Consider the following 25,568-nt stretch of genomic DNA (forward strand, 5'->3'; position numbering starts at 1 on the left):
GTTCATGCATCTTGGGTCTAATCAAAACAATATTGTTGCTGCGGTTTATCTCCTGAAATCTGAATCGATTTCCAGTGATTACGGACTGGTATCCAAGTAGGTATGTTTAACTAGCGTAGAAGACCGAGAAATTTTGCGATCGCGCAGCCACAGTAACAGTAGTCCATTAGTACAAAACAAGGAACCTAAGGCTGCACCTAGCAGAACTAATTTCTTATTGGGGGCACTCGCAGAAGTTGGAATTGTAGGCTCTGTAAAGATTTGAAGTTGAGGATAAGAGGAAGATATATTTGACTTGCTCAAATCCAATCTCGCTAAAGTAGAAGAAAAAACTGCTTCGGCAATTTGCACATCTCGCATCAGGTCGGCTAATGAAACCTCTTGCTGTGCAAGTGACTTGAGCCGATTCTCAAGTAGAGCAAGCTGTTGGTTGAGCGATCGCGCTTCTGCTTGGAGTCCTTGTGCCTCTGTCTGCACTGTCACTAACTCTAGGAAAAGAGCATCCCGCGAGGTTCCCGATCCACCACTTTTGCTCAGGTTAAGTTCTTCTAGACTTGCTATCGTAACGGGTCGCTTTAAAAGAGATCGCCCCTGCCTCAGTAAAGCCGTTTGAGCGGCATTTAGCTTTGCCTGCTGCTGAATTAGAGCAGGATGATCGGGTAAAAACTTTGATTGCAAAGCAACGAAGAGGCTGTTCGCTTCACTATAGTCTTGTAAGTATTGTTGAAATAGGGAGTCGGCTTGAAGAACAAAAGCATCTGCTGCTTGTTTAGCCGATAAATCTAAGCTACTAGATAGTCCTTGCAAACGAGCATTCGCATCTTGCTGTTTAGCTAATACTTCAGCCCGCTGTCGGCGTAGCTGTTCAATATTTTGTGAAAGGTTCGTAAGTTGATCCGTAGAAGTTAAACCCGAACGCGCTTTGTACTCAGATAGGCGTGTTTGCGCTGCTTTTAATTTTTTTTGGGACTCCCCAAGGGTGGATTGTAGCGTTTTATCCTGCTGAGCGGCTTCCTTAATTCTCAGTTCGTTGATTTTTACTTGCAAGGCTTCGTAGAGCGCTAAAGATTTTTTATAAGCTTCGTCGGGAGTCGTTCCTTGAAACTCAAAAGTCATCAGCGTGGTGTTGTCTAATACTTTAGCCCTAGGTTTACCAAAATCTTGCAAGGGCATATTGAGCTTATCAGCAGCAGTCTCCAAGACCGGCTTACTGAGAGCTAGAAATTTATAGTTCTCTCTAGGATCTTGATTCGTACTCATGTACGGAGAGTCGCTTTTAGAGGAAGCTTGCCCAATCCCTGGCAGGTTGATATTGCTGGCTGAACCGGCTGAGGGTAAACTAAGCGCTAACTCAGTGCTGTAATTGGGTTTGGTAACTTTTATATAATATAAAGCTCCTCCCCAAATAGCTGCATTAGTTAATAGTCCTAAGACTAAGTAACGCATCCAATTTCCTTGAGACCTTGCTGATTTCGAGGAAGATTTAGAAATACTTGCAGAGTCAGTAATAGCCAAATCTTCATGGGGAGAGGTAATCGGGCGTTTCATAGTCAAAGAATTAGGCTTACACTAGGGTTATTGCGATTGTTTGTCTCTTTGAATAGCTAGGCTCAAGGACTGAGTGGCAATCTTGATTCAATAGTTTTGTATAACCTTCGCTTATTAGAGTATACACAGCCTTTACTTCGCTACTTTTTAGGAGTGATTTATCATTGCTCCCGTGAAGAGATTAAGATAAAACGCTTTGATTTTTTCAGTTTCAAACAACAGCTAAAATGCAATTTCAAGAGCTATTTAAAAACTACTAAAAAGCCTTTTGATTGACTGCAATTGCAACATAGAATGTTTTTCTATCCACCCTATAATTTATTTTTCGCTAGTCATTCGCTTTTCGCATTAGAAACACCCGGAAAAAGCTTAGTTACTCGTATTTAAGAACAGCCTAGATTTCAATGAAATGATTCGGTTCAAGGAATCATTAAACATAATTTTAGTGTCATCTCATCGTAAGGGGCTTTACATAGCGAAACATCAGTCCAGAGGATGATTATGGACTGCATGATTTTTTTTAACCAAAGTGCAAATCTAGCGAACTAAAAACGTGTCGAAAGAGCCACAGGCAGCTTGTTTGAGCGATTCCTCGTGAGATAGCGATCGCTCTGTTACGGTGACAAGTAAAGTGATTAAGCGATCGCTATCTCAGCAATGAAAACTTCATCAAAAATTGCACAAAAATCGTGCAACTTTACCTAAACTTTACAGAAGTTGGATTGATTTTGTGATTCGATGAGCCTCTATATCTTAATCACGATCGCTCACTTCGTTACTGTAAATTTATACCGCAAAGGGCGACGAAATTAACAAATTTTTGTTCCCATCTCGCTTTTATTGAATTATCGATTCGCCAGGATAAACAAAAGCGATCGCCCCAACAGAGCGATCGCTTTCCCAGCAAATACTGTACTACAAACGTTAACTATTCGGACGTTGGATAATCGTTTCTGCAACGCGCCGCTTGGCCTTGGGGTCAATGCCAATGAAGCGCACGTACTCCCCATTATGCTCGCTCAAGCTAGCTTCCAAAGCAGCGATCGCTTCCGACGCATTTGTTGTCTGAATGGGATCGCCGCTTTGCCAAGATTGGCTGCGGAACCGACGTGCATTTGCGTGTTCTATACCAATGCGATAGCCTTGGGCAAGTAGATCCCGGATCTGTTGCTGCACCTCTGGACTAATTCGGGCACTATTTACCTGAGTGTTGCTGCTGTGACCGTTACCTCGATCGGACTCATGAGGGTGCGATGGCTCGTTCGCCAGTTCATTGCGGACAACGGTCTTCCGATTTTCCGGGGGTAGGGATGACATCTGAGGCACATCCCTAACTTCTGGAGTCACGGAGCGTCGGCTTGTATTGTACTCCTCTACCAAGCGTGAATTCTGAACTCGCTGCTGTTCTTGAACCATCAGGTTGCCAAACTCGATTAAGCGAGAAAGAGTGAAATCAGGCTTTTTGAACACTGGTGGTCCTTCAGCACTGTTTACTACCCTAGTAGAAACCCGGTTAATCCCAATATCGTGGATGAAAGAGCGGATTTGTTCATCGTAAATGCGCGATCGCACTGCACCAAAGAAATCAATCGCTTGATCGGGAAAACGATCGACTAACTGTTCAATCTGACTGCGAGATAATCCATCTGGCTCAAAAATGCCTCCGACGATGCCAATCTTGTCATCTCTATCGGGTTCCCAGTGGAATTTTTCCATCCGACCATCCCGAATCAACGGCGCATACAGGGTGGCGAAGTCATTGCCTGTGACAATAATCGGCACTCTGGGTAGCGGCGTGGAATCATAACTGCCAGGAAGTTGCACATCTGTAGGTTTATCAGCAATATTCATCAGCGTGCCATTCACCAGCTGAGTATTCACCGTATATTGGGTGCCTTGATCGAAGCGCCCTGCCCCAGCATCCAAATCATTGATCATTAGCACGCACATCTTGCCGCGCACCTTGATCAAGTCTGCTGCTTCCCGATAGCGCAGGCGGATCAAACGCCCGGGATCTCCTGCATCTGGACTTTCCAGTTCCCCTGCCGACATATGGACAGCTTCAATGCCCATCCGCTCAAATACTAATTCACACTGAAAAGATTTTCCCTCTCCCTTCCGTCCGTGAACTCCGAGAATCAGAGGAACTCGTACTCCAGGGAGGTCAAGAAAATTTTTGGTGATATGAACCGCCAGCTTGTCTAAAAAGCGGGGAGAAATGTAGTAGGTCATAGTCTGTTAAAGTGAATGCTCCGATTGCTAGGCATCAAACAAACAAATTGGAGAGGTAGATTGCTCTGCCTCTCCAATTTTGCACGAACGAGTTAAAAGTGAGTCGGTTAGGCAGCGCCCACCTGACTAATTAAGGTTTAGTAACCTCTTTGGTTTGGTTTCCCAACGATGAAGCTGAGAACTTGGCACTGCTTGATGTTATCAAAGCCCATGACTCGGACATAGGCGTTGGGGTTCTCAGAACGGCAAGCTTTGATTTCAGTGAGAACTTCTTGGGTTGTCGTAGCATTGAACAGAGGCAGTTTCCACAATGTCCAGTAGTGCTGTTCCGGTGCAGAACTATCGCTGAATTCAACCCCTGCAATATAGCCTTGGTCGAGGATGTATTGGATTTGCTTGTTGATTTGCGCGTCGGTAAGGGCTGGCAAATAGGAAAGAGTCTCGAAACGAATCTCTTTAGGCAGAGTTCTCATAGTTGTGTGGTCTTCCTTGTAGGTATGTCTGCTAAGTGGACGCTTGATGCGGTCTAACGTCCAAAGTTGAAGAGTTCTGTCAGATGACGGTCGAGGTTATCCAGACTCGCCTGGTGATTCAGTTTGTTGTTCCGGCTGGAAGCTGGGGTCAGGTAAAGTAAGTAGCGTAATTCGCTCCAGATGTTGACGCCGATATTCGATATTAGATTTCTCAATACCAGTGCGAGTCATCTCAGGTAAAAAGTCTGCTACTTCCTCTGCAAGATGCTGGCGCACAGTCATAATCCGAAGCGCTAACTCTGGATTTTCTTTGAGTAATTCCTTGACGTAAGCTTCTCCATCTTGGATGACGCCCGTTTTAGAAAAGTTACTCAGCCAAATTGCCAAAGGAGGATTTGTTTCGCTCAACTGAGCCACGATATTTTTCACTGCCTGATAAGTCAGGTAGCTAATCAGTGTCTTAGCCGTGTCTTTGGCAATTTGCTTGAGATCCATATTTGACCCCAGACCTAAAGAGTTCTGAATTTTGAGTGTTGAGTTTGTTTAAGTTTAACTCAGCACTCAACAATCATGACTCTGTCATTAGATTACAGAGTATCCATTGCCTCGAACTCGAACTTGATTTCCTTCCAAAGTTCGCAAGCAACCGCCAACTCAGGACTCCACTTACAAGCTTCGCGGATCACGTCGCCGCCTTCGCGCATCAGGTTGCGACCTTCGTTACGAGCTTGGACGCAAGCTTCCAAAGCAACACGGTTGGCGGTTGCACCAGGTGCGTTACCCCAGGGGTGCCCAAGGGTTCCACCACCGAACTGCAAGCAGGAGTCGTCACCAAAGATTTCCACCAGAGCAGGCATGTGCCAAATGTGGATACCACCAGAAGCCACGGGCATCACACCAGGCATAGAAGCCCAGTCTTGAGTGAAGAAAATACCGCGAGAACGATCTTCTTCAATGTGGTCTTCGCGCATCAGGTCAACAAAGCCCATCGTGATGCCTTTTTCGCCTTCCAGTTTACCAACGACGGTACCGGAGTGCAGGTGGTCTCCACCAGACATCCGCAGACACTTGGCGAGAACGCGGAAGTGAATACCGTGGTTCTTTTGACGGTCAATCACAGCGTGCATCGCGCGGTGAATGTGCAGTAGGATACCGTTGCGGCGGCACCACTTAGCGAGGGTGGTGTTAGCGGTGAAGCCACCCGTCAGGTAGTCGTGCATGATGATCGGTGTGCCGATTTCCTTAGCGAATTCAGCCCGTTCCATCATCTCTTCGCAGGTGGGAGCAGTCACGTTTAGGTAGTGACCTTTGATTTCACCTGTTTCAGCTTGAGCTTTTTCGATGGCTTCTTGAACGAACAGGAAGCGATCGCGCCAGCGCATGAAAGGCTGGGAGTTAATGTTTTCGTCGTCTTTGGTGAAGTCCAAACCACCGCGCAGGACTTCATAGACTGCACGACCGTAGTTCTTAGCTGATAAACCGAGCTTCGGCTTAATCGTACAACCCAGCAAAGGACGACCGTACTTGTTCAGTTTGTCGCGCTCAACGGTAATCCCGTGAGGAGGGCCTTGGAAGGTTTTGAGGTACGCAACAGGAATTCTTAAGTCTTCCAAGCGCAGCGCACGTAAGGCTTTGAAACCAAACACGTTACCCACCAGAGAGGTCAACAAGTTGGTAACAGAACCTTCTTCAAACAAATCCAGGGGATAAGCAATATAGCAAAAATATTGGTTGTCTTCGCCTGGTACTGGCTCGATGTTGTAGCAACGACCCTTGTAACGATCCAGGTCTGTCAGCAGGTCTGTCCATACTGTTGTCCAGGTACCTGTGGAAGATTCAGCAGCAACAGCAGCTCCAGCTTCTTCTGGAGGAACACCAGGCTGAGGCGTAACCCGGAAAGCCGCCAAGACATCAGTATCTTTGGGGGTATAGTCTGGGGTGTAATAGGTGAGTTTGTAATCTTGAACCCCGGCCTTATACCCAGTCTTTGTCTGAGTTTTTGTTTGAGAGTAAGACATGTCTTCCTTCCTGAGGGAATCCTGAATGTTGTTACGGGTTTAAGCGATCCCATAACTTTTTTCTTTATTAATTTTTAACTATACCAGCAAGGTAATAAGTTGATATTCTAATCTTCTTTTTGTAAACATAAGCTTTACTTATTGCCTATAAATCTATAGGTTTTGTTACAAATAAAGACTTGACTTTTGGAAACAATTAGTAAACGAATAAAAATCACTGAAAATAGCGATCGCGCACCGAATATTATAGGGTCGTTGTTTTTTGTTGGGAATGCTAAAAAAAGTTTCTCTCCTAGCCGCATCCTTGATGCTGGCAGCGTGTAGTGCGATCGCTGTATCCAACCATCTGCCGCTGAGTACATTAACCGATGTGACCACCTCTCGCCGCGATCCCGCTTCGATCGGGACTCAAGCAGCCCCATCCATGACAGCGCTACCAGAACCTCAGTGCCAAGGAGAAATTCCCAAATCGCTCGAAGCAAGCTTGGGCGAGTATCGCTTGGCGCAAGAATCGGACTTTGTCGCTTCCATTCGTGCCTACGAGCGAGAAAATCCCGGACAGCGAAAGACTTGTAGCATTTTCACTGCTGACTTCAACGAAGACAAGCAGAAAGATTACGCTCTATTGTTAGTCAACCCTAAAAATAATAATTTTCGATTTTTGATCGCCATTAGCCAGAGCAGCGGACAGTTCGATTCAGCCGTGGTTAAGGATTTCAGCCATCTTCCAGACTCCTCAGAAGGCACTATTTACACAGCGATTAGCTTCAAACCATCCGGAGAACTAGGACCAGCCGCCCGCGAATATTCTCCTTTGAAATCTGGAACATCGGAACAGCAAATTTTTAAAGCAAAACCAGCAATTGAACTCTGGAAAGCACTACCAACTGATTCAGCCGGTGTCCCTCAATATTTAGAAATTGGCACCCTTGCATACTGTTCAAATGCTTTCTACTTTGTCAATGGCAAACTAAAAACATTTGGCGTTTGTGATTAATTTGTTGAGTACATATACTCAAGTTATGCAATCTGCGATCGCGACTTCGTTGTAATTTTTCAATCTGTCGCTAACACAGGCTTAAATGTAGTAGGAACTTATATTTCAGCTAAATGAAGAGAGGCACGTTAGCAAAGCCTCTTCTAAGGAGATTAGCGATGGCATTCTTGAGTGAGCGTATCGGTTTGTTTATTAGTGCTACGCTGCTTTCTTTAAGCCTACCAGTATGGGGAATCATCCAATCAGATTCACAGACCCGTGGTAGTGGCGTACTAGCTCAACAATCTACGGAGGTAGACCGGGGAGATGACCTACTCACCTATCCACCCTCATCGCCGCCGCCTGGAGGTCGTCCCTTGCCCCCCGAACGCCGACGGCAAGAAGCCACCCCCCTACCCGCAGATTTTCGCGTCACTGCATTGCAACCGGGTTATACCGGCAGTCTCTGGGTTGGTTCCTGGCAGAGTTTAGCGCGGATAAATCCGAGGACAGGCAATGTTTTGGCTCGGATTGCTCTACCGAACTATACCATCGGCGCGTTAGCGCAAGACCGAGTGGGACGGGTTTGGGTGGGAACTTACGAAGGACTGTTGCGTGTAGATCCCCGTAGCAATGAAGTGACGGCGCAAAATTTCACCTTACCGTCTAACCGGGTGTTGTCGCTATTGACTGACCAACGGGGTTATCTGTGGGTAGGAAGCGATCGCGGTCTTGCCATGATCAGTCCCGACCAGGGATTGTTGATGACAACGGTGCAAAAGCTTCCCGGAGTGTCAGCGAATGCCCTCACCCTCGACCGCGAAGGTCAGTTATGGGTTGGAACCTTAGAAGGATTAGTGCGAATTAATACCGCCAATGCCTTTGTGATGAAGCGGCTGAGGGATATTCCCGGCACCACAGTGCAAGCTCTCACCCTAGATCCACAGGGACGGATTTGGGCAGGAACGCCCAGCAGTTTGCTAGTCATTGACCCGAAAACCGGGGATGTGCTGCGGTCGGTGACGCCACTCAGGGGGCGCAACGTTACCGCTGTGCGCTTTGCCCAAGATCGGAGCGTTTGGGTGGGGACAGATAATGGTTTATTGAGATTGAATCCGGATACGGGTGCGGTTCTGGATCGAGTTGGCGACCTCCCCTCCAGTCGGATACTCTCTTTATCAACGGATGTCGCCGATAAGTTGTGGGTGGGAACCAGTGAAGGACTCGCTTGGATTAGCTTGACGACGGGGCGCGTGACCCCGCACTTAGCCTTCGTTCGGGGAGAAGAGTAAACAATTTGTCAAGGTCTAGATTAACGGAATAAGTCAGCCGGAAGTTGAAGTCTGTTACAGGTTGTTTGAGTCATTAACAGATTGACGCTTCCATGCTGAAAAAATTTGCCAAAACCGTTGTAAGTGCAGCGATCGCTGCCACAGCTTTCTCTGCGATCGCTCAAGCTGCTAGTCCAGCAGACATCCGGATCAATACCATCCGATTAGAAAATACCCTCGATGCCAGTGCTAACGTACGACTGGGTTACTTTGAAGTCCCCGATCGAAACACAACTGTTTCTGCTTTCGGGGGTGAGATGCGCCGCTACGATGTCCACATGGCGCGGATGATTGCCTTGAGTCATCGATTCTACTGTCAGCAACCCTATTCTGCTGGAATTGAAAAGGTAGTCGTTTGGGATTACAGAGCTAACAATGGCAGAATCGATATGGGTACGTTCAATATGCCTTGTACTCTGGTAGAACAGGTAGTGAACACCTATGGTCTTGGTGGAACAGTGCCGATGGAAGTCGAACTGACTGACGGTTCTGTAGGAGTTTTTAACATACAGACCCTAGATATTGAAGACGGTTGGGAAACTGACGATTTTCTAAGATTTGTGCAAACGATGAAACCGGAGCGCTGAAATAGTTGTTAATTTTTACAAGTAGGGTGGGTTCTAGCCTATCCCTACCAATGATTAACAACCTTCTCAAAATCGCATCTAAAAAATGGCAGTCACCACCCAGCAATTAATCCAGTGGAAACAACAGGGGCGTCCCATTGTCGTGTTGACAGCTTGGGATTATGCGATCGCGCAACTTTTAGACGCCGCTGGAGTGGATGTGATTCTGGTGGGGGATTCCCTAGGGATGGTGGCACTCGGTTATCAGACAACCCTGCCGGTGACGCTAGATGAAATCCTACACCATGCATCCTCCGTGCGTCGCGGTGTCAAACAGGCGTTAGTCGTGTGCGATTTACCATTCTTGAGTTATCAAGAAAGTCCTCAGCAAGCGATTCACTCAGCTGGGAGAGTATTAAAAGAAACTGGCGCTCAGGCGGTGAAAATGGAGGGAGGATATCCGGCAATGGTGGAAACGATTGCCAGAGTCGTGCAAGCAGGCATTCCGGTGATGGGTCATGTGGGTCTGACTCCCCAATCGGTACATCAGCTAGGCTACCGACAGCAGGGGAAAACACCAGAAACGGCAGAGAAAATTTTACAAGAAGCGATCGCGCTGGAACAAGCAGGTGCTTTTGCGATGCTTTTGGAGCATATCCCATCCGATTTGGGATTGCAGATTACCCAAAAATTATCGATTCCGACGATAGGAATTGGGGCTGGGGTGCATTGCGATGGACAGGTACTCGTTACCGCCGATTTGCTGGGACTCTCCGAACGCCAGCCGCCCTTTGCTAAATCTTACGCCAATTTGCGAGAAACAATTACCCAAGCAGTGCAGAATTACGGTAGCGAAGTGCGATCGCGTCAATTTCCTGATTCCCCACAGCCCTAAGCAGGATTGCTAGATTCTTATTTAGACGCCAAGAATAGCACCAAGGTACGCGAAGGGAATCCTGATTCTGCGTACTTTTGCGTTATTAACCTCTGCGTTTTTTGTATTGAAAAACAGGCTTGTGTGGCTAGGATACTGGATCTAAAGGTTCGCAAAAATTTTCCACACCCTGCTGAGCCACATACATCAAAACGGGCGTTACTAAAGGGCTTGGACAAAGTTTTGTTGCTGCCAAATGTCCCATCATCCGGGCGAATTTCCCATTAACCAGCTCGTCGCGAAATTCTTCTTGGCAGATAACAGCGCGGCATTTTTTACTTACAATAGGCAACCATTCAGCGTTCGCTATCTCTGGTTGCTGTCCTACTCGAATGGCTAGCACCATCGCCGCATCTTCTAAATCTCCTTCACAATCCTCGATTACATCCAAAGCTGCCAGAGCGTCTGGATAATCTGCCAATTCGGAGCGAAAATTTTCAATTTCTGCTGATGTAACGATAGTCATGAGATTGTTATTCAAGGTAGCCAATCTGGAATTCAGATAGGCAATTACAACTATTGTGCCAAAGCATTGCCATTGTGGTGCGACAAAAAAAGGGCGGGCAGTGCCCACCCCCACTTGTTTGTAGAAACACCGACTTATCCCATCTTCTGGTCATCGGTGAAGCTTTTATCGCTTACACACCCACCAGTTCCAAGGCTTCGGAACCAGCAAGCTGTCGGGCGATCGCAAGACGTGTTTCCAGCTTGGCAACGCTAAACTGGTTGCGGAGATACTCCAGGTGAGCCACCGCATTGGCTTTTTCAGCACTTAAGCGCATCATCGTATTCAGCGCCTGCTGATACTCCAAATTCACCATCAGTAATTCAAAGCGACGCGCCTTGCGTTGATTGTCATTTTTCAAATCTTGCTCAAATGCCACCGTTTTGTCAGCATTGCCTTCCATGCGGTTAATCACCAGATGAGCGGCGGCAAGCTGAGCATCCACTTCATTTACAGTATGAGCAGCTTGAGCGATCGCAGCGGGATATTGACTCAGTTTCATTTGCATCTTCTTCTTGAAGAATACTTGTTGTAGAAAAATCTGTACTAGTCCACCGAAAGCGGACTTCCGTAGCGTCGGTAGGCGAACGGCACTGCCTTGTCCTAGTGTCGTCCGGACATGAGAAGCTGTAAAAAATTTGTACTAGCCTTCATGAAAGGCGGCTGTGTTCTTGTATCCCCACCCTCGCCGGATTTCGACTTCAAACCGGAGGGCGGGTTTACAACAACGATTGCTGAAATGCCAAATTAGTTGGGTATTCCGCCTCTACGCGACTAATTCCTTGAGCTGCTTCGGCGTCACTGGCACATCCAGATGAACGCGCTCTGGTTGCAGATTTGGTGCTTTTTCCAAAACTTGGACTTCGATATGGACAGCTACCAGGTAAGAACCGGCATCCGCTCCCACAGCTTCGGCAATCAAACTCGCTAAGTCTGGGCGTTCAGCAGTGATAGGGTTTCTGAGAGTGCAACGATCCCAGTCATGCTGAGCAGTCGGATTCAGGCTGAGAATGTAGTGCTTGGTCATGGCTTGAATACTTGACTCCATGTGGGGTTCAGGCGGTTTCTCGACTGGATTTGCCTACCCTTTTATTATAGTACATCAGTACTAAATTGGCGAGTGAGATTCGTGTTCATCTATCTGAGATTTTGCAGGCAGAGAACGGTTAAACCAAATCTCCTGCTGGGGTAGCGGGATTGGCACGCCCGTCTCATCAAAGGCGATTTTTAGACGGCGGCGGAACTCCCGCGCCACATCCCATTGTTTCAAGGGCTGGGTTTTAATCCATACCCGAATCGTGACGCCCCGTTCCCCAAAATTATCGACTCCTAGGACTTGGGGTTTTTCCAGAATTTGCTCTTGCCATGTCACGTCACGGCTCATTTCTTGGGCAATGGTGTCAATCAGCTTCAGCGCCTGATCGACATCGGCATGGTAGGCGACAGGGATATTTAAGTCTGCCCGCGACCAGTTGCTGGAAAGATTAGCGACAATTTTGATTTCACTGTTGGGAATCGTAATCAATCGACCCTCAGCATCGCGTACCTGAGTAATCCGCAGATTGATGTTTTCTACCAAACCGCCTACGTCGCCTACAGCAATCACATCGCCAACCGCATACTGGTCTTCCACAATGATTAAAAACCCATTAATCGCGTCCTTAATCAGGTTTTGGGAGGCAAGAGACACCGCAACGCCAACCAAGCCAGCACCAGCAAGTAAGGGGGCAATCTCCACACCTAATGTCGTCAGGGCGACCAAGCTACCCACTCCTAACAAGACTAGGGTGGTAATACTTTTGGTGACACCGGAAATTGTCGAAACTCGCAGTTGCAAACGGCGGGAGGCTTCGGGCGTGAGTAAATAGCTGTTGGCTAAAGCGCCAGCGAAGCGGTCGATCAAGACGTAGCTCAAACGTATGACAACATAAGTCCCTAGTCCGACAATCCCCAGTCGCAAAGGGATTTGGAGAACGTTGAGCATCAAAACCTGTAGGATGCGGGTGTAGGGGAATAAACCAAGCCCGATGAGGGTTCCCCCGCCCCAAATACTGGCTTGCGCCATTTGATACAAGCGGCGCTGAACTTCTTGTAAATTCCCTTGTTGTTGTTGAGCCAGCTGGGTTGTGACCGGATGACCTGTAGGTGTAGTGGTGGTGCCGGTTAACCGTCGTCGCGATCGCTTGGAACTACTGTGAATCGCGCAGCTACTCACAATCATTGCTACCAAAAACCCGCCCGCGATCGCACCTCGACGAGTTAAAAACTGGGGTTGTCGCTCCCGTTTCGCCCGTTTCAGTCCTTCTTGCAAGGATTCTTTGAGCTTTTCTGCCCGTGTATCTAAGTCTCCCCCTTGTAAGTCGGCATCGGGTCGTGTCACTGTCAGCAGGGGTTGGTCATTGACATAGATGACTGGCAAATTATTTTGCTTTTTGATTTGAATTAGGAGTTTTGAGGAATCCTCCTGCAAATATTGGCGACTAATTGTTTCCAATCTCTGCTGAATATCTTGGATACGTGCGGGTAATTCCGACTGGGGTGCGGCGACTTGAAACAGACAGCGACCATCCAAGCGGATGCAACCAGACATGATTCGGCTTTGTGCATCGCTACTGGGTAGGCTAAGTGCGGGTAGTTCCAAATTCTGCGGAAGTGGAATTTGAGCTTGAATTGGAGATGCTACCCAACCAGTCAACAGAATGGTTCCAGCGATCGCCCAAGAAGATTGAGAAGGCATTTCAAACCTCCGAAATGCATTGAACACAGGTATTTGGGTAAACTTAAGTACATTTGCTTACTTAAATAATCCCCACCCAGCCTAACAACCCCTTTGTCAGGTAACTTCACACCAAAGCGAGAAGTTAAGCAACAACTTGGCAGAGTAAGGGTTCTGGCTCGATTTCGGATTTCTCCTACCCTCAAACCATTGTGTGGCTGGTGGGGTGGGGCTAAAAAATCAGGCTACCGTTTTAGCGGTCTAGTCGAGTAACCTAGTAAAAACCTGCAACTTAAATATTTGTTGAGCAAGCAATTTCATGACTGCAACTGTTACTCAGCCCAAGCACGAAGTCAAAGACCTCTCCCTCGCACCTCTAGGTAAGCAACGGATTGAATGGGCAGGTAGAGAGATGCCCGTGTTGAGACAAATACGCGATCGCTTCGCCCAAGAAAAACCCCTCGCCGGTATCCGGTTAGTCGCCTGCTGCCACGTCACAACTGAAACCGCGCACTTGGCGATCGCTCTCAAAGCCGCTGGTGCTGATGCCCTCCTCATTGCCAGCAACCCCCTCTCCACTCAAGATGACGTGGCTGCTAGCCTGGTTGCCGATCATGGCATCCCCGTATTTGCCATCAAAGGCGAAGACGCTGATACCTACAGTCGCCATGTGCGAATCGCCTTGGATCACAAACCCAACATCATCATCGACGATGGTAGTGATGTGGTCGCTACTCTGATTCAGGAACGTCAACACCAGATTGCAGATTTGATTGGCACCACCGAAGAAACCACAACGGGCATTGTCCGTCTTCGTGCCATGTTCAAAGATGGTGTTCTCACTTTCCCCGCCATCAATGTTAACGACGCTGACACCAAGCACTTCTTCGATAACCGCTACGGTACCGGGCAATCTACTCTGGATGGGATTATTCGCGCCACCAACGTTCTGCTCGCTGGCAAAACGATTGTTGTCGCCGGTTATGGCTGGTGCGGCAAAGGCACGGCACTCCGGGCGCGGGGAATGGGTGCCAATGTGATTGTCACCGAAATTGACCCCACTAAAGCAATTGAAGCGGTGATGGATGGCTTCCGAGTGCTGCCAATGGCAGAAGCCGCCCCCGTAGGCGATTTGTTTATTACTGTCACTGGCAACAAGCACGTCATTCGCGCCGAGCATTTCGATGTGATGAAAGACGGGGCAATGGTTTGCAACTCCGGTCACTTTGATATTGAAATTGACCTCAAGTCGTTGGGTGCCAAAGCGACTGAAGTCAAAGAAGCGCGGAACTTCACCCAAGAATACCGCCTCCAGAATGGTAAATCGGTTATTGTGCTGGGCGAAGGGCGTTTAATTAACTTGGCGGCTGCGGAAGGACATCCCAGCGCAGTGATGGATATGAGCTTTGCCAACCAAGCTTTAGCTTGCGAACACCTCGTTAAGAACAAAGGCAACCTGGAACCTGGATTGCACTCCATTCCAGTCGAGGTTGACAAAGAAATTGCACGGCTGAAGTTGCAAGCAATGGGCGTTCAAATTGACAGCTTGACACCCGACCAAATTGAGTACATCAATTCTTGGACTTCTGGAACCTAAATCGGTAAGGGTGGGCAATGCCCACCCTTCGTCATCATGTAGTAACAACTCAGGATTGCCACTTATCCGGATTGTTTGTTTGTATTACCGAAAATTTTGCAAGAACAGCCTCAGTTGTAGAAACTGACCCAGAAAACGTTAGGGTTACTCAACAGCTTTTCAACCTCACGAGATTCTTAATGCAGTCAATCTGAGCTTGCTAAAAACTGAAACCTGTCTTTAGTAAAAAAGGGTAATTAAAAAATGATTCCTACTTCAAATTGCCAATAAAACTTTCACTGCAAAAATTGGATATTGCAAATTTACGATGAAGATTTAGATAAATCAATTTTCAGATTCTCGAAAACCTGATAAAGTTAAGCAAACTTAGCTTGTTCACTAAACTTAACAGTTTAATTGTGACGTTAAGACAATGCGATCGCCAGAAGTATTGAAATTTTCAATTAAAATAACTGTCCCCTAATACCCAACACTGACTTATGCAGGAATGGATCACGAACACCATGAATTCCCTCGGTCACTTGGGAATTGGACTGCTGATGTTTTTGGAAAATCTTTTTCCCCCCATCCCTTCCGAACTGATTATGCCCTTGGCAGGGTATGTCTCAACGCAACCAAATAGCAAAATCCACTTTTTTGGAGCGATCGCAGCAGGGGTAATCGGCACGATGCTGGGTGCATTGCCGTGGTACTACGTGGGTAAACTCGTAGGCGAAGAAAACTTAAAGCGATTAGCGAATAAGTATGGCAGGTGGATCGGGTTATCCAGCAAGGATATTGACAAGGCAGATAATTGGTTTGATAAGCACGGCGGTAAAGCAGTGTTTTTCTGCCGTTTGGTTCCTGGAGTTCGCACTTTAATTTCGCTTCCAGCAGGCATCAGCGGGATGCCTTTATTGCCTTTTTTAATCTACTCAACCCTTGGCACTACATTATGGGTGGGTTTGCTGACTTATGCCGGATACGCACTAGGCGAAAACTATGAGCTTGTAGATGAGCATCTTGGGCCTGTTTCTAAAATTGTGTTTGTGATTCTTATTGTCGCTTTTGTTGTCTGGTTAGTTAGGAAAAAGCAAAAAAACAAAGGCAACAAGCAAGCGTGAAGAGGAAAAGCTTGGTTATCTACAAAGAATCATTGATTCCCAGAATGGCTAAGTCATTTTATAGGTGTAGCCATCCTCAATGATTTTTGAATCTCTGTAGAGACGCGATATATCGCGTCTCTACAAGCAAATATCCGTTTATAAATTAAATAGGATTTCTATAAAAAAATATTCAAGAACTAGGGTACTTTCCGAAAAAATTTAATTGGTTCGAGCCAAATTTACTCAATAGCTACCCTTAACCCTACTTGCTCAGGGGGTTTTGTTACACGCGGAACTTTTTTTATAAAAATGTTAAAAACTCCCCAATACCAATTCACTTTTTCGATGCTGAATATCTGAATTTCTTAAAGCAATCAACAAAGGGGTGCCAGACCGAACTCTTGCAGAAATAGAGCGAAAGGGTATAAGCAAGAAAGGAGTTATATTGGAGCGTTTTTCACAAAATTTTCGCACTTTTCGCACTTTTGCTCCAAAATTGCCGTATTAGCGCTGTGCAATCGCGAACGTTTTTAGCTTATAACTGGATCTGGCATTTTTAAAACTTTATATTAAAACTTTAGAAACAGGGAAGCGATCGCAATTGAGTGGAGCGATCGCTGACAACAATTATTGAAAAAACTTCAATCAGTCTCAAGCTGTGTTAGAACCGGAGAGATCGGTAAACAGAGCGCATACGCTACGCGACCCCTGCGGAGTTTTCCCTTGAGCGAAGCCTAGCGCGTTGCGGTAGAAAATACCCTACGCGAAAACAAGGAGAAAAGAGAATGATGTCGGGACAACATCAGCGAATTATTGGCTACTTTATTGAAGAGGCAATTGACCACCTCAATACACTTGAGCAAGGTCTCCTGGATCTACAAGGCACTATCGAAGACCCAGAAAAGATTAATCAGGTTTTTCGAGCTGCTCATTGTATCAAAGGTGGTGCAGCAATGCTGGGATTCCTCAGCATTCAGAAAACGGCTTACCGCCTAGAAAGATGTTTCCAGGTCTTCAATGCTTGTCCCGTTAGGATCGATCAAAAGCTAGAGTCACTCTTACAACGGGTTTTGGATACCCTAAAAGCTCTGATGCAGGAGCTTTCTTGGTCTTGTGGGTTGAATGATGAGCTGACTCACAAGATGATGTCGAAAGTTGAGCCAGTTTTTGAAGAACTTAATAATCACCTCAATCACTTGTTTATTGAAGGAACAAGAGAATATATCCAGACAATTGAGCAAGGATTGCTGTCCGAAACAAGCACGATTAAAGACGCAGAAGAAATCAACCAGCTTTTTTGTGCTGCTCATTCGATTAAAAGCGGAGCAGCGATGTTGGGACTCACAAGTATTCAAGAAACTGCTCACCATTTAGAAAAGGGATTCCAGGTTATAAAAGAGTATCCAATTCAGGTTGATCAAAAGCTAGATTCATTCTTGTTGCGGCTTTTGAAGACGCTACAGGCACTTTGGCAGCAGTTACAAAGAGCGCTTGGTCTAACTGAAGAAATAACAGGCAAAATTATGTCGGAGGTTGAGCCAGTTTTTCAAGAACTCGACAATCACTTGAGATTGCTGGTTATTCAAGCAGGATTTGTTCGCACCAATCTGACTCTCGTAGCCACGGCGGGAACGCAACGGATTGATATATGTGGTTATTTTACGGTTGAAGCTAAATGTACTCTTAAAGTCATTCGTCAAGCTGTCAGTAAAGTCGGAGGCAGAATCACGGGTTGCCAATGCATACCGGGTGCTATCAACGACCACTTTTTCGGGGAACCAGAGGGAATCAACGACCAGCTCTCGATAGGCGTGTGGCTACCAACCTTTTCCTGTCAGCAAGAGCTTCGAGACACGATTCCGTCTGAGGGTGGAGTCATTGAAACCGTTCATATAGAAGCGCTCCAGACCTGTCGAAGATGCCGTTTTTACTACGGACAGTGCGAAATTGTCTGTGCGGTTCATCCTTCTGGCCCCAAAGAAGAACCTTGTCGGGATTGGGAACAAGGGGATGATTGGATAGGGGAATTATGGGCTTAGGTCGCTGTTATCTTAATACTTAGGCATCAAGAAGCAAATGAGCGATCGCTTTTCTCTGATTTCATCCCAGAACAGATAGCGATCGCATCATCATCAATTCTAAAACGCCTCTGGATCAATCACCGGCAACTAGCTACTTAAATCAATACTCATTTTGCGTTAATCCCTGCGACTTCCGAGAGCCGAAGACCCCCTATATTTTGGCAGTAAAAAGTTGCGTGATTTTCAGGACTACGACCAATTAGCTCGATAATTTGTCCTGCTGAGTTTTGCCAAAACCATTGGCATAGAGAATCACCCTTAAGAGGCTCTCTAGACAATGGATGAAACCCTTTTTTCTCCCAAACTAAACCAGCACTCTGCACATCGTCTACCCGAATCGCAATATGGTGGACGCCAGTGTTTCCCCGCTCATGTAGGAATCGGTCAAGTTGATCGTCTGGTGCGTGGGGCGCAGCTAGAACCACCAACCCCCCCGACGGCATCAATATTGTCAACAAGTGCAACCATAAATCATTGGTAATTACATAAGTTTCAGGACAAAATTCGATAGGAAAGAGTCCTGGCCCTTCAACAATCTGACCGCCCAATTGACACAAAGCTTCAGCGTAATTTTTGAGACGTGTAAAATCAGGAAAAGTCAGGACAAAGTGATCCACTTGCACTCGTTCACCATACACATTGGTGACAAATGACCAGCGTTTGAAAAACTCAGGAGTGGTCAATTCTGCCTCGAACTCCAATAAGCCATCTTTTTGGGAAAAAGGTGAGTCTAGGTCGGAATTCAAAGTTTTATCGTTTCCTTTAGGTAGCTCTAATTTCGTCATTTATCTACCCTCATTATTCTTTAAATCCAATCGGTAGATGCTGGTTTGTAAATCCAGCCTTTGTTAGAAGCTTCCTCACTCCACACTTTTAAAAACACTTACTCCAGCAGATCTGGTTGTTGACGCACAATCATGTCGTAGAGTGGTTGAAAACTAAACCACCCCATGTGGTGCGACCCCACTTGACGAGACGTCAAACGAGCCATATCGGAGTCAATCAGGACAGGCTTCCCAGCCGCCTCTGCCATTAGCTGTGCCTGACAGGAGCGATCCATTGTGATAAACCACCAGGCAGCTTCATCGACTGAGTGACCTACTGTGAGCAGCCCGTGGTTGCGGAGGATGAGAGCTTTTTTGCCGCCTAAAGTGTCGGCAATCCGCTTGCCCTCCTCTAGTTTGAGAACGACGCCCGTGTAGTCATCAAACAGCCCGTGGTCTTCGTAGAAGCTACAGGCATCTTGCGTGAGAGGGTCAAGGAGGCGACCCAGACTTGACCAGCTTTTGCCGTAGGTTGAATGGGAATGTGCGGCTGCTACAACGTCGGGACGGGCGGCGTGGATGCGGGAGTGGATGGCAAAGGCTGCTTGATTGACAGGCTTATTCCCCTCAACGACCTCACCTTGCTCATTGACGAGAAGCAGATCGCTGACTCGGATGAGACTGAAGTGCATCCCGAAGGGATTGACCCAAAAACAATCGCGGTGTTCGGGATCGCGGGCGGTGATGTGTCCGGCGATGCCTTCACTAAAGCCGAAGCGAGCAAACAGGCGAAATGCAGCGGCTAGGCGTTGTTTGCGGTGGAGGCGTTCATCTTCGACAGAAGCAAAGGTCGGCGGCTGGGGAATATTGATAGGAATGTCTAATGTCTGCATAGATTCAGCCTGTATAAATCGGTTGTTGCAAAGATGTTTAATTCGTGAGTGTATTGTATTCTGCCAGGAATTCACTAGAAGAGCGTTAGCGATCGCTACCGATGAGCGGCGATTGAGCGCAGGAGTTTTTCAGGCAGATACAAGGCTTTCTCTAAAGCTGTTGCCCGAATTTTGAGTTCTAGAATTTATTTTTCCTTGGTAAGGAAGCCATTGCAATCTGAGCAATCGCTATAAAGTATTTATTTCTTTAGCTTTATTCCTAGCTAAACTGAAACTAATTGGAGAGAGGTTCTTGAATGCAGGAAGAATTTTATTGGTAATTCTTCTTTTATTTTAAACGTCTTTCTTTTAAAGTGCCATCATGGACTAATTCATGAATTTATATTTCGTCATAAGAAATAGAGCAAAAAAATTAATCTTTCTTAATTATTCATAAAGTAGCGATCGCTCATCTAACTCCTTTAATTGTTCGGCTCAAGAGAGCGATCGCGCTTCAGCCAACTAACTTTATTATTCATAGGATGGGTGGAGCAGAAGCAAAACCCATCAAACTTTTGTCAAGATTGGAGTCACTGATACTGCTGGCATTTATAATACTGAATAATTACACAAATGTAACAATTGCTGAAGCCATTGGTATATTGATATTTCGTTCCCCACCAAAAGGTGTAACACGATAGAGGATGTATTTGTAATACTTTCATGAACAGCATCTAGAACTCAACGCAGCTTCCAAAATTACACAGTTGATTAAAGCATCCTAACTTAGTTCTGGAAGTAGCCTCAGCAGCAAGTTACAAGCAGGAGAGGAGACGCTTGTGATTCTTTCCCGAAAAAGTTTTAATTATTCTCTGCTCATATAAAATAGTGAGGTTGTCGAAGAAACGAACAGCTACTTAGAGCAGCATCCCCCTATTTATAGGAATGGCTGTCGCCAGAGAAGCAAGACGCTAGCTCAAAATGCCAGCTTAGCAATATCACTCTGTTTGCTCAATGCTATGTACAACCAGAACCCAGCTTTTATCTCTTCTGTTGCCAAGCAAAACAATTTTCTAGAATTCCAAGCAATACTCTTATGCCAAGAACCTCATAACAGAAGTTCGCTGAATTAAACTAAACTTCAAGTTATTTTCACCGCCAAGTATATTGTCATGAAAACCGAAACCAAATCTGCACAAACTCCCAAACTGATTACACTCAACTGCTCTGGTGGCATTTCATTGGGTGCTTATATGGCAGGAGTTTTTTATGAATTGACGAAAGAATCCGTCAAGGCTGAACCGAAAGTGATTATTGATATTATTACTGGATCTTCAGCAGGGGCAATGTCTGGTGTCATCGCCGCCTACTGCTTACTTCAAGGAAAGGTAGATCCACCTTTTAAATTCGATCAACGACTCAAATTTTCAGAAGAAGAGCATAAAAGCCCTTTGTATCAAGCCTGGGTTCAACAAGCCGATATTCAAAAAATCGATAGCTTTTCGGTAATGCTATCTAGTTTTAAAGATGGATTTCAAGCGACGATAGAAAGTTTTGCCGATAGCTTTGAAGCAACCCTAGAGAAATATAAAAAGAGTTCTAATCCACTTAGAAAAGGTTTTTATAAGCTTTTTCATCGTTCTAAAGCCTCTAAATCTACTCCCCAAACAAAACGCGAAAAAACCAATCTCAGCGTTCTTTCTGGTGAAGCAATTGAAAAAATTGCCGAACTTGTTATCAAGCCTCCCCAAATTACAGAAAATACGAAACCCCTGGCGCTTTTAATGACGCTTACCAACTTGCAAGGACTTCTTGAACAAATCAATCTCACCGATGCACAAGGACATTTGGAACAAGAAATTGAAACGATTACCAGTTCAGAGACTCGTCAATTTCTTTTTCATTCAGGAATTCCTCAAGAAACAATGAATAAGATGTGGGCCAAGGCAGTAATGGGGGGTCGCGCTTCCGGCGCTTTTCCGGTTGCTTTTCCACCCATTTGGGATCATTCTGATATTAGTAGTATCAATCTTAAAGACCTCAGTGATGACTACTTTAAAACACCCAAAAGACAAGAACTGAAGGAAGAAGGGCTAGGCGCTGTACGTGAAAGCAAGGCAGATGATACACATTTAGTATTTCTGTATACGGATGGAGGCATCCTAGATGGTCTACCTATTCTAAAAGGAATTGAACTAGAAAATGATTTGCGCTCCAATCAAATACACAAAAAGGAGCGTTCAAGTCAGTTTCAGGAGGAATTTACGGCACAACAGCCATCAATTAATACAGAACGATTGCACGTGTATATCCGTCCAGTTCCCGTAGAAAATTTGAATAGTGCAAAACGCCTAACCCAAGGGGAATTTTCGACACTAGAAGTTGGATTGAGTGGCTTAACGCTGCCAAAATCAGAACATGACTCGCTCCGCTTAAGAGAAATTCAAAAACGAAATCAATTAGCCTTAGCAAAGGAAAAATTAATAGAAGCAATTGAAGATAAAAATTTTGGAGATATCAGCCAGATTGAGAAAATTATCGAAGAAGCAATCCCTTATCGGCACATAAAGCTTCGTCCAATTACTCCAGCAATTATCGGCGAAATTGCTAATTCTAGAAGTAATGGAATAAGCAGGCTGCAACCCATCTACGATAATCTACCCAAAAATATTAAAGCTTCTCTGCAAGAAGGAAGCGCCGCAGAACTACTCGCATCAGATTTCCTGGGTGCATTTGGTGGTTTTTTTGACAAACGTTATCGAGATCATGATTTTCTATTGGGGCGAATTTGTGGAATTACTTGGTTACACCAATACTGCAATGTAGAAATTACAGAAGCAGAAGTAGATACGATAGTAAGACAAATCAAGAAATATCTGCTAGCACAAGATCCGCAACCTGCGGATCTGAAACTTAGTCAAAAAATTAGGATTGCTAGAATAGTTTTACGCGCTTTGAGAATTGTATTAACTGAATCAAAAATTATTGGATTGATTTGGTTATTCGTTTTTGGAATCCTGAAAGTATTAGCGATTTCAGGGTTAGCAATTCTTGAAATTTTGGCAACTGTATTGATTGTGGTTTCTGACTTGATGGAGAAAGCACAAAACAGGATGTTTGGCAACGAAAAAGTATAAAAAAATGTGTCTGAATACTGACATTGTTGGTGCTGCCATTGAGCGATCGCAACTTCGTCTACCTCGTCGATACACACAAGCTGGAATGAAACCCTCCCCGCTAGCAGAAAGAAAGCGGGATTGCCCTTATTTTCCTTGCGGAAGGGGGAAGCGATCGCTTCCTATCCCTAAAATACACCCAAGAATAATCGCTCAGAAACAACCGAAAACTGGTAGCGTCAGACAAAGGAGAAGATTATTACAGGACGTTAAGGTTTGAAAACGCGCTCTAGTTACTGGCATCTACTGCCATACATCCGCCCTCAGTGGAAAACCATCGCGCAAGCTTTCGCTTGCACGTTAGGGGTTACAGTATTCTGGCCCATCCAGGCGGCACTTGCAGGCAAAATCGCCAATTTCATTGGACAAGGCGATATGGCAGCACTTGCCCAGTTAGCAGGAGTGCTGGCAGTCGTTTTTCTCGTGCAGAAAATCCTGATGTATGGACAGGATTCGCTGATGGCGAAAGCCGCCCTTTTCGTTGCCTTTAACTTACGCAAGCAAGTTTATACTCACCTACATCGTCTCAACTTTGGCTACTTTGAAACTGCACAAACCGGCGATTTAACTTACCGTCTCACCGAGGATATTGACCGAGTTGGGGAAGTCGTCAATAAAGTTTTCCATGACTTTATTCCCTGCGTGTTGCAGCTAATCGTCGTACTGGGCTACATGATTTATCTCAACTGGCAGCTGACATTGGCAACGTTTATCGTCGCACCGCTGATGGGCGTTTTAATTGGCTGGTTTGGCGAACAGATGCTGAAGTTTTCTCGCCGCAGCCAAAATCGCGTCTCTAATTTATCGGCGTTGCTGACAGAGGTGTTTAGCGGAATTCGTCTAGTACAAGCTTTCGCCGCCCAAGATTATGAAATTGCCCGTTTTGCCCAGGAAGCTGAAGAAAACCGGAAAGCGAAGTATGCAACTGAACGGCTAAAGGCGATTCAGAATCCTGTGGTTGGATTTTTGTACGCGATGAGCGTTTTACTGCTGTTTTTCCTCGGTGGCTGGCAAATTTCGATTAATAATCTGACTGGGGCAGAATTTGTTAGCTATATCGCAGCAGTGGCGTTACTGATTGACCCGATTGCCCATCTCACCAGCAATTACAACGAATTTAAACAGGGTCAGGCATCGGTCGATCGGATTTTTGAACTGATGGCGATTCAGCCAACCGTAGTGGAGAAGCCGGGTGCCGTTGACCTTCCGGCAGTCACGGGTAAGGTGGAATACTGTAACGTTACCTTTGCCTATCCGGCACTAAATTCCCCAAGTCCTACCTTCTCAGAGGATGACTTAGATAGGGTGGAACCTCTTTCTAAGTTGGGGCAAGGAGGAACTCCGGTGCTGCAAAATTTGAATTTGCTGGCACACTCCGGAGAGATGATTGCCTTGGTGGGTGCGTCGGGTGCGGGTAAAACGACTTTGGTGAATCTTCTTCCCCGCTTTTATGACACCCAAGCGGGTGAAATTTTGATTGACGGGATTAATATTCAGGATGTGACGCTGCGAAGTCTGCGGCGGCAAATTGGGATTGTACCGCAGGAAACGATTCTATTTTCTGGGACGATTGCTCAAAATATTGCTTTTGGACAAGCGCAGTTTGACCTCAAGGACGTGCAAGTGGCGGCAGAGATAGCCAACGCCCACCAGTTCATTACCCAATTTACCCAGGGCTATCATACCTGGGTGGGGGAGAGAGGGGTCAATTTATCGGGGGGGCAAAAGCAGAGAATTGCGATCGCGCGTGCTGTTTTGCTGAATCCTCGAATCCTCATCCTGGATGAAGCAACCTCTGCCCTGGATTCGGAATCAGAAGCCTTGGTGCAGGAAGCCCTAGAACGGATCATGCAAGACCGGACTGTTTTCATCATCGCCCACCGCCTCGCCACGGTGCGCCGCGCTGACCGGATTCTGGTTGTGGAACAGGGGCAAATTATGGAATCGGGAACCCATGAAGAATTGCTGCAAAAGGGCGATCGCTATGCCCGATTTTACGCACAACAGTTCAGTCAGGTCTAGGCTGATGATGAATGACCGATCATCCATGCCCACTCCCATCTACAATTCCTCTAAATAACGCAGTAAGTCTGCCATTTCTTGGGTACTGGGCTGAAACTGGGGCATGGGTGGTGTATCCCCACTGATGACTTGGTGAATGATTCTTACGCGAGACTTGCGCTTAGAGATGGCTTCCAGACTTGGCCCCACTCGACCGTGTGCTTCCAATCCATGACATCCCGCACAGTTCATTTGAAAAATCGCGTGTCCCTTCACGGGGTCGCCCGTTAGGGTCAAAACTGTCTTGACATAAGGATCGGAGACGCGAAACAGGTTAACCCCAACAAGTGCTAAGAGGATGACCAGGAAAGCAGCCAATGCCATCAAGCTGAGGCGCTGCATCAGGATTTCAGGTTTAGGTAGCTGGTTATCCAAAGGTTTTTGAAAGTGAGATGTAAGGGCAGTTTTTGATCGGGGCGCAAGCGATCGCTATGCAATGAACGAGTATAGCGATATGTGTGGTTGTGTATCGATAAAGATTTCGATTCATATACATAGCTTAAATTTTCTAGAGAGTCGAGGCAAGCGTAGTTTTCTCCAGCCTGCTACTGGAATCGGAGATGCCTTGAAATTGTGTCGCTACAGCCTCACCCGTTCTTCCGCTCTAGCTTGTAGGATGAGAAACAGGCAAGA

21 protein-coding genes are annotated in these 25,568 nt (G+C 46.1%); 9 read left to right on the forward strand and 12 right to left on the reverse strand.

Annotated features, from left to right (window positions below):
• Positions 1-78 precede the first annotated feature (78 nt).
• The 5 genes from NC997_RS10850 to NC997_RS10870 form a co-directional block, all read right to left on the reverse strand.
• On the reverse strand, positions 79-1,548 hold the full coding sequence (locus NC997_RS10850) for a hypothetical protein (protein ID WP_348257783.1): 1,470 nt from the start codon (positions 1,546-1,548) through the stop codon (positions 79-81).
• Positions 1,549-2,472: 924 nt separating this feature from the next.
• A complete protein-coding gene (locus tag NC997_RS10855) occupies positions 2,473-3,780 on the reverse strand; it encodes a ribulose bisphosphate carboxylase small subunit (protein WP_190411166.1) in 1,308 nt (435 codons plus the stop codon).
• A gap of 137 nt (positions 3,781-3,917) precedes the next feature.
• Positions 3,918-4,253: a ribulose bisphosphate carboxylase small subunit gene (locus tag NC997_RS10860; RefSeq protein WP_190411165.1), complete on the reverse strand. Its 336-nt coding sequence runs from the start codon at positions 4,251-4,253 to the stop codon at positions 3,918-3,920.
• Positions 4,254-4,349: 96 nt separating this feature from the next.
• Positions 4,350-4,748 carry a chaperonin family protein RbcX gene (locus NC997_RS10865; RefSeq protein ID WP_190411164.1) on the reverse strand — a complete coding sequence of 133 codons (399 nt, stop codon included), beginning with the start codon at positions 4,746-4,748 and terminating at the stop codon, positions 4,350-4,352.
• Positions 4,749-4,840: 92 nt separating this feature from the next.
• On the reverse strand, positions 4,841-6,271 hold the full coding sequence (locus NC997_RS10870) for a form I ribulose bisphosphate carboxylase large subunit (protein ID WP_190411163.1): 1,431 nt from the start codon (positions 6,269-6,271) through the stop codon (positions 4,841-4,843).
• A gap of 271 nt (positions 6,272-6,542) precedes the next feature.
• Here NC997_RS10870 and NC997_RS10875 point away from each other — a divergent pair, with 271 nt between their 5' ends.
• The 4 genes from NC997_RS10875 (at position 6,543) to panB (ending at position 10,039) form a co-directional block, all read left to right on the forward strand.
• Positions 6,543-7,268 (forward strand): hypothetical protein, encoded by a 726-nt coding sequence (locus NC997_RS10875; RefSeq protein ID WP_190524566.1) that lies wholly within the window; start codon positions 6,543-6,545, stop codon positions 7,266-7,268.
• A 158-nt stretch (positions 7,269-7,426) separates the two neighbouring features.
• Positions 7,427-8,539, forward strand: a complete 1,113-nt coding sequence (locus NC997_RS10880) for a two-component regulator propeller domain-containing protein (protein WP_190428494.1) — start codon at positions 7,427-7,429, stop codon at positions 8,537-8,539.
• A gap of 92 nt (positions 8,540-8,631) precedes the next feature.
• The gene (locus NC997_RS10885; RefSeq protein WP_190428493.1) at positions 8,632-9,165 is read left to right on the forward strand and encodes a hypothetical protein; all 534 of its coding nucleotides are present in this window, start codon (positions 8,632-8,634) and stop codon (positions 9,163-9,165) included.
• A gap of 85 nt (positions 9,166-9,250) precedes the next feature.
• Positions 9,251-10,039, forward strand: coding sequence for a 3-methyl-2-oxobutanoate hydroxymethyltransferase (panB, locus tag NC997_RS10890; RefSeq protein WP_190411159.1), 789 nt, complete (start codon positions 9,251-9,253; stop codon positions 10,037-10,039).
• Positions 10,040-10,166: 127 nt separating this feature from the next.
• On the opposite strand, the gene NC997_RS10895 is transcribed toward panB, so the two are convergent.
• From NC997_RS10895 to NC997_RS10910, 4 genes are all read right to left on the reverse strand, one after another.
• Entirely contained in the window at positions 10,167-10,544 is a 378-nt protein-coding gene (locus tag NC997_RS10895; RefSeq protein ID WP_190524569.1) for a hypothetical protein, read from the reverse strand.
• A 172-nt stretch (positions 10,545-10,716) separates the two neighbouring features.
• On the reverse strand, positions 10,717-11,085 hold the full coding sequence (locus tag NC997_RS10900) for a hypothetical protein (RefSeq protein ID WP_190411157.1): 369 nt from the start codon (positions 11,083-11,085) through the stop codon (positions 10,717-10,719).
• A gap of 264 nt (positions 11,086-11,349) precedes the next feature.
• Positions 11,350-11,610, reverse strand: coding sequence for a hypothetical protein (locus tag NC997_RS10905; RefSeq protein ID WP_190524572.1), 261 nt, complete (start codon positions 11,608-11,610; stop codon positions 11,350-11,352).
• Between the two features lie 81 nt (positions 11,611-11,691).
• On the reverse strand, positions 11,692-13,320 hold the full coding sequence (locus tag NC997_RS10910) for a mechanosensitive ion channel family protein (RefSeq protein WP_190524575.1): 1,629 nt from the start codon (positions 13,318-13,320) through the stop codon (positions 11,692-11,694).
• A 298-nt stretch (positions 13,321-13,618) separates the two neighbouring features.
• Here NC997_RS10910 and ahcY point away from each other — a divergent pair, with 298 nt between their 5' ends.
• The 3 genes from ahcY to NC997_RS10925 all read left to right on the forward strand — a co-directional run bounded on the left by ahcY (position 13,619) and on the right by NC997_RS10925 (position 18,020).
• Positions 13,619-14,896 (forward strand): adenosylhomocysteinase, encoded by a 1,278-nt coding sequence (gene ahcY, locus NC997_RS10915; protein WP_190411155.1) that lies wholly within the window; start codon positions 13,619-13,621, stop codon positions 14,894-14,896.
• A 479-nt stretch (positions 14,897-15,375) separates the two neighbouring features.
• Positions 15,376-15,999, forward strand: coding sequence for a DedA family protein (locus tag NC997_RS10920; RefSeq protein ID WP_190430793.1), 624 nt, complete (start codon positions 15,376-15,378; stop codon positions 15,997-15,999).
• Positions 16,000-16,766: 767 nt separating this feature from the next.
• A complete protein-coding gene (locus NC997_RS10925; RefSeq protein WP_190524577.1) occupies positions 16,767-18,020 on the forward strand; it encodes an Hpt domain-containing protein in 1,254 nt (417 codons plus the stop codon).
• Positions 18,021-18,169: 149 nt separating this feature from the next.
• Here NC997_RS10925 and NC997_RS10930 read toward each other — a convergent pair whose 3' ends face one another.
• Both NC997_RS10930 and NC997_RS10935 read right to left on the reverse strand, forming a co-directional pair.
• Entirely contained in the window at positions 18,170-18,847 is a 678-nt protein-coding gene (locus tag NC997_RS10930) for a VOC family protein (RefSeq protein WP_190524579.1), read from the reverse strand.
• A gap of 98 nt (positions 18,848-18,945) precedes the next feature.
• Positions 18,946-19,719, reverse strand: coding sequence for a class II aldolase/adducin family protein (locus NC997_RS10935; protein ID WP_190524582.1), 774 nt, complete (start codon positions 19,717-19,719; stop codon positions 18,946-18,948).
• 1,151 nt (positions 19,720-20,870) lie between these two features.
• Between NC997_RS10935 and NC997_RS10940 the strand changes: the two genes are divergently transcribed.
• The gene (locus tag NC997_RS10940) at positions 20,871-22,835 is read left to right on the forward strand and encodes a patatin-like phospholipase family protein (protein ID WP_190524584.1); all 1,965 of its coding nucleotides are present in this window, start codon (positions 20,871-20,873) and stop codon (positions 22,833-22,835) included.
• Between the two features lie 255 nt (positions 22,836-23,090).
• Positions 23,091-24,896 (forward strand): ABC transporter ATP-binding protein, encoded by a 1,806-nt coding sequence (locus NC997_RS10945; protein WP_190524586.1) that lies wholly within the window; start codon positions 23,091-23,093, stop codon positions 24,894-24,896.
• Between the two features lie 39 nt (positions 24,897-24,935).
• Here the strand turns inward: NC997_RS10945 and NC997_RS10950 are convergent, their stop codons facing one another.
• The gene (locus NC997_RS10950; RefSeq protein ID WP_190524588.1) at positions 24,936-25,310 is read right to left on the reverse strand and encodes a cytochrome c; all 375 of its coding nucleotides are present in this window, start codon (positions 25,308-25,310) and stop codon (positions 24,936-24,938) included.
• Between the last annotated feature and the right edge of the window lie 258 nt (positions 25,311-25,568).

It is taken from the genome of Trichocoleus sp. DQ-A2, assembly GCF_039961915.1.
Lineage (GTDB): Bacteria > Cyanobacteriota > Cyanobacteriia > Cyanobacteriales > FACHB-T130 > FACHB-T130.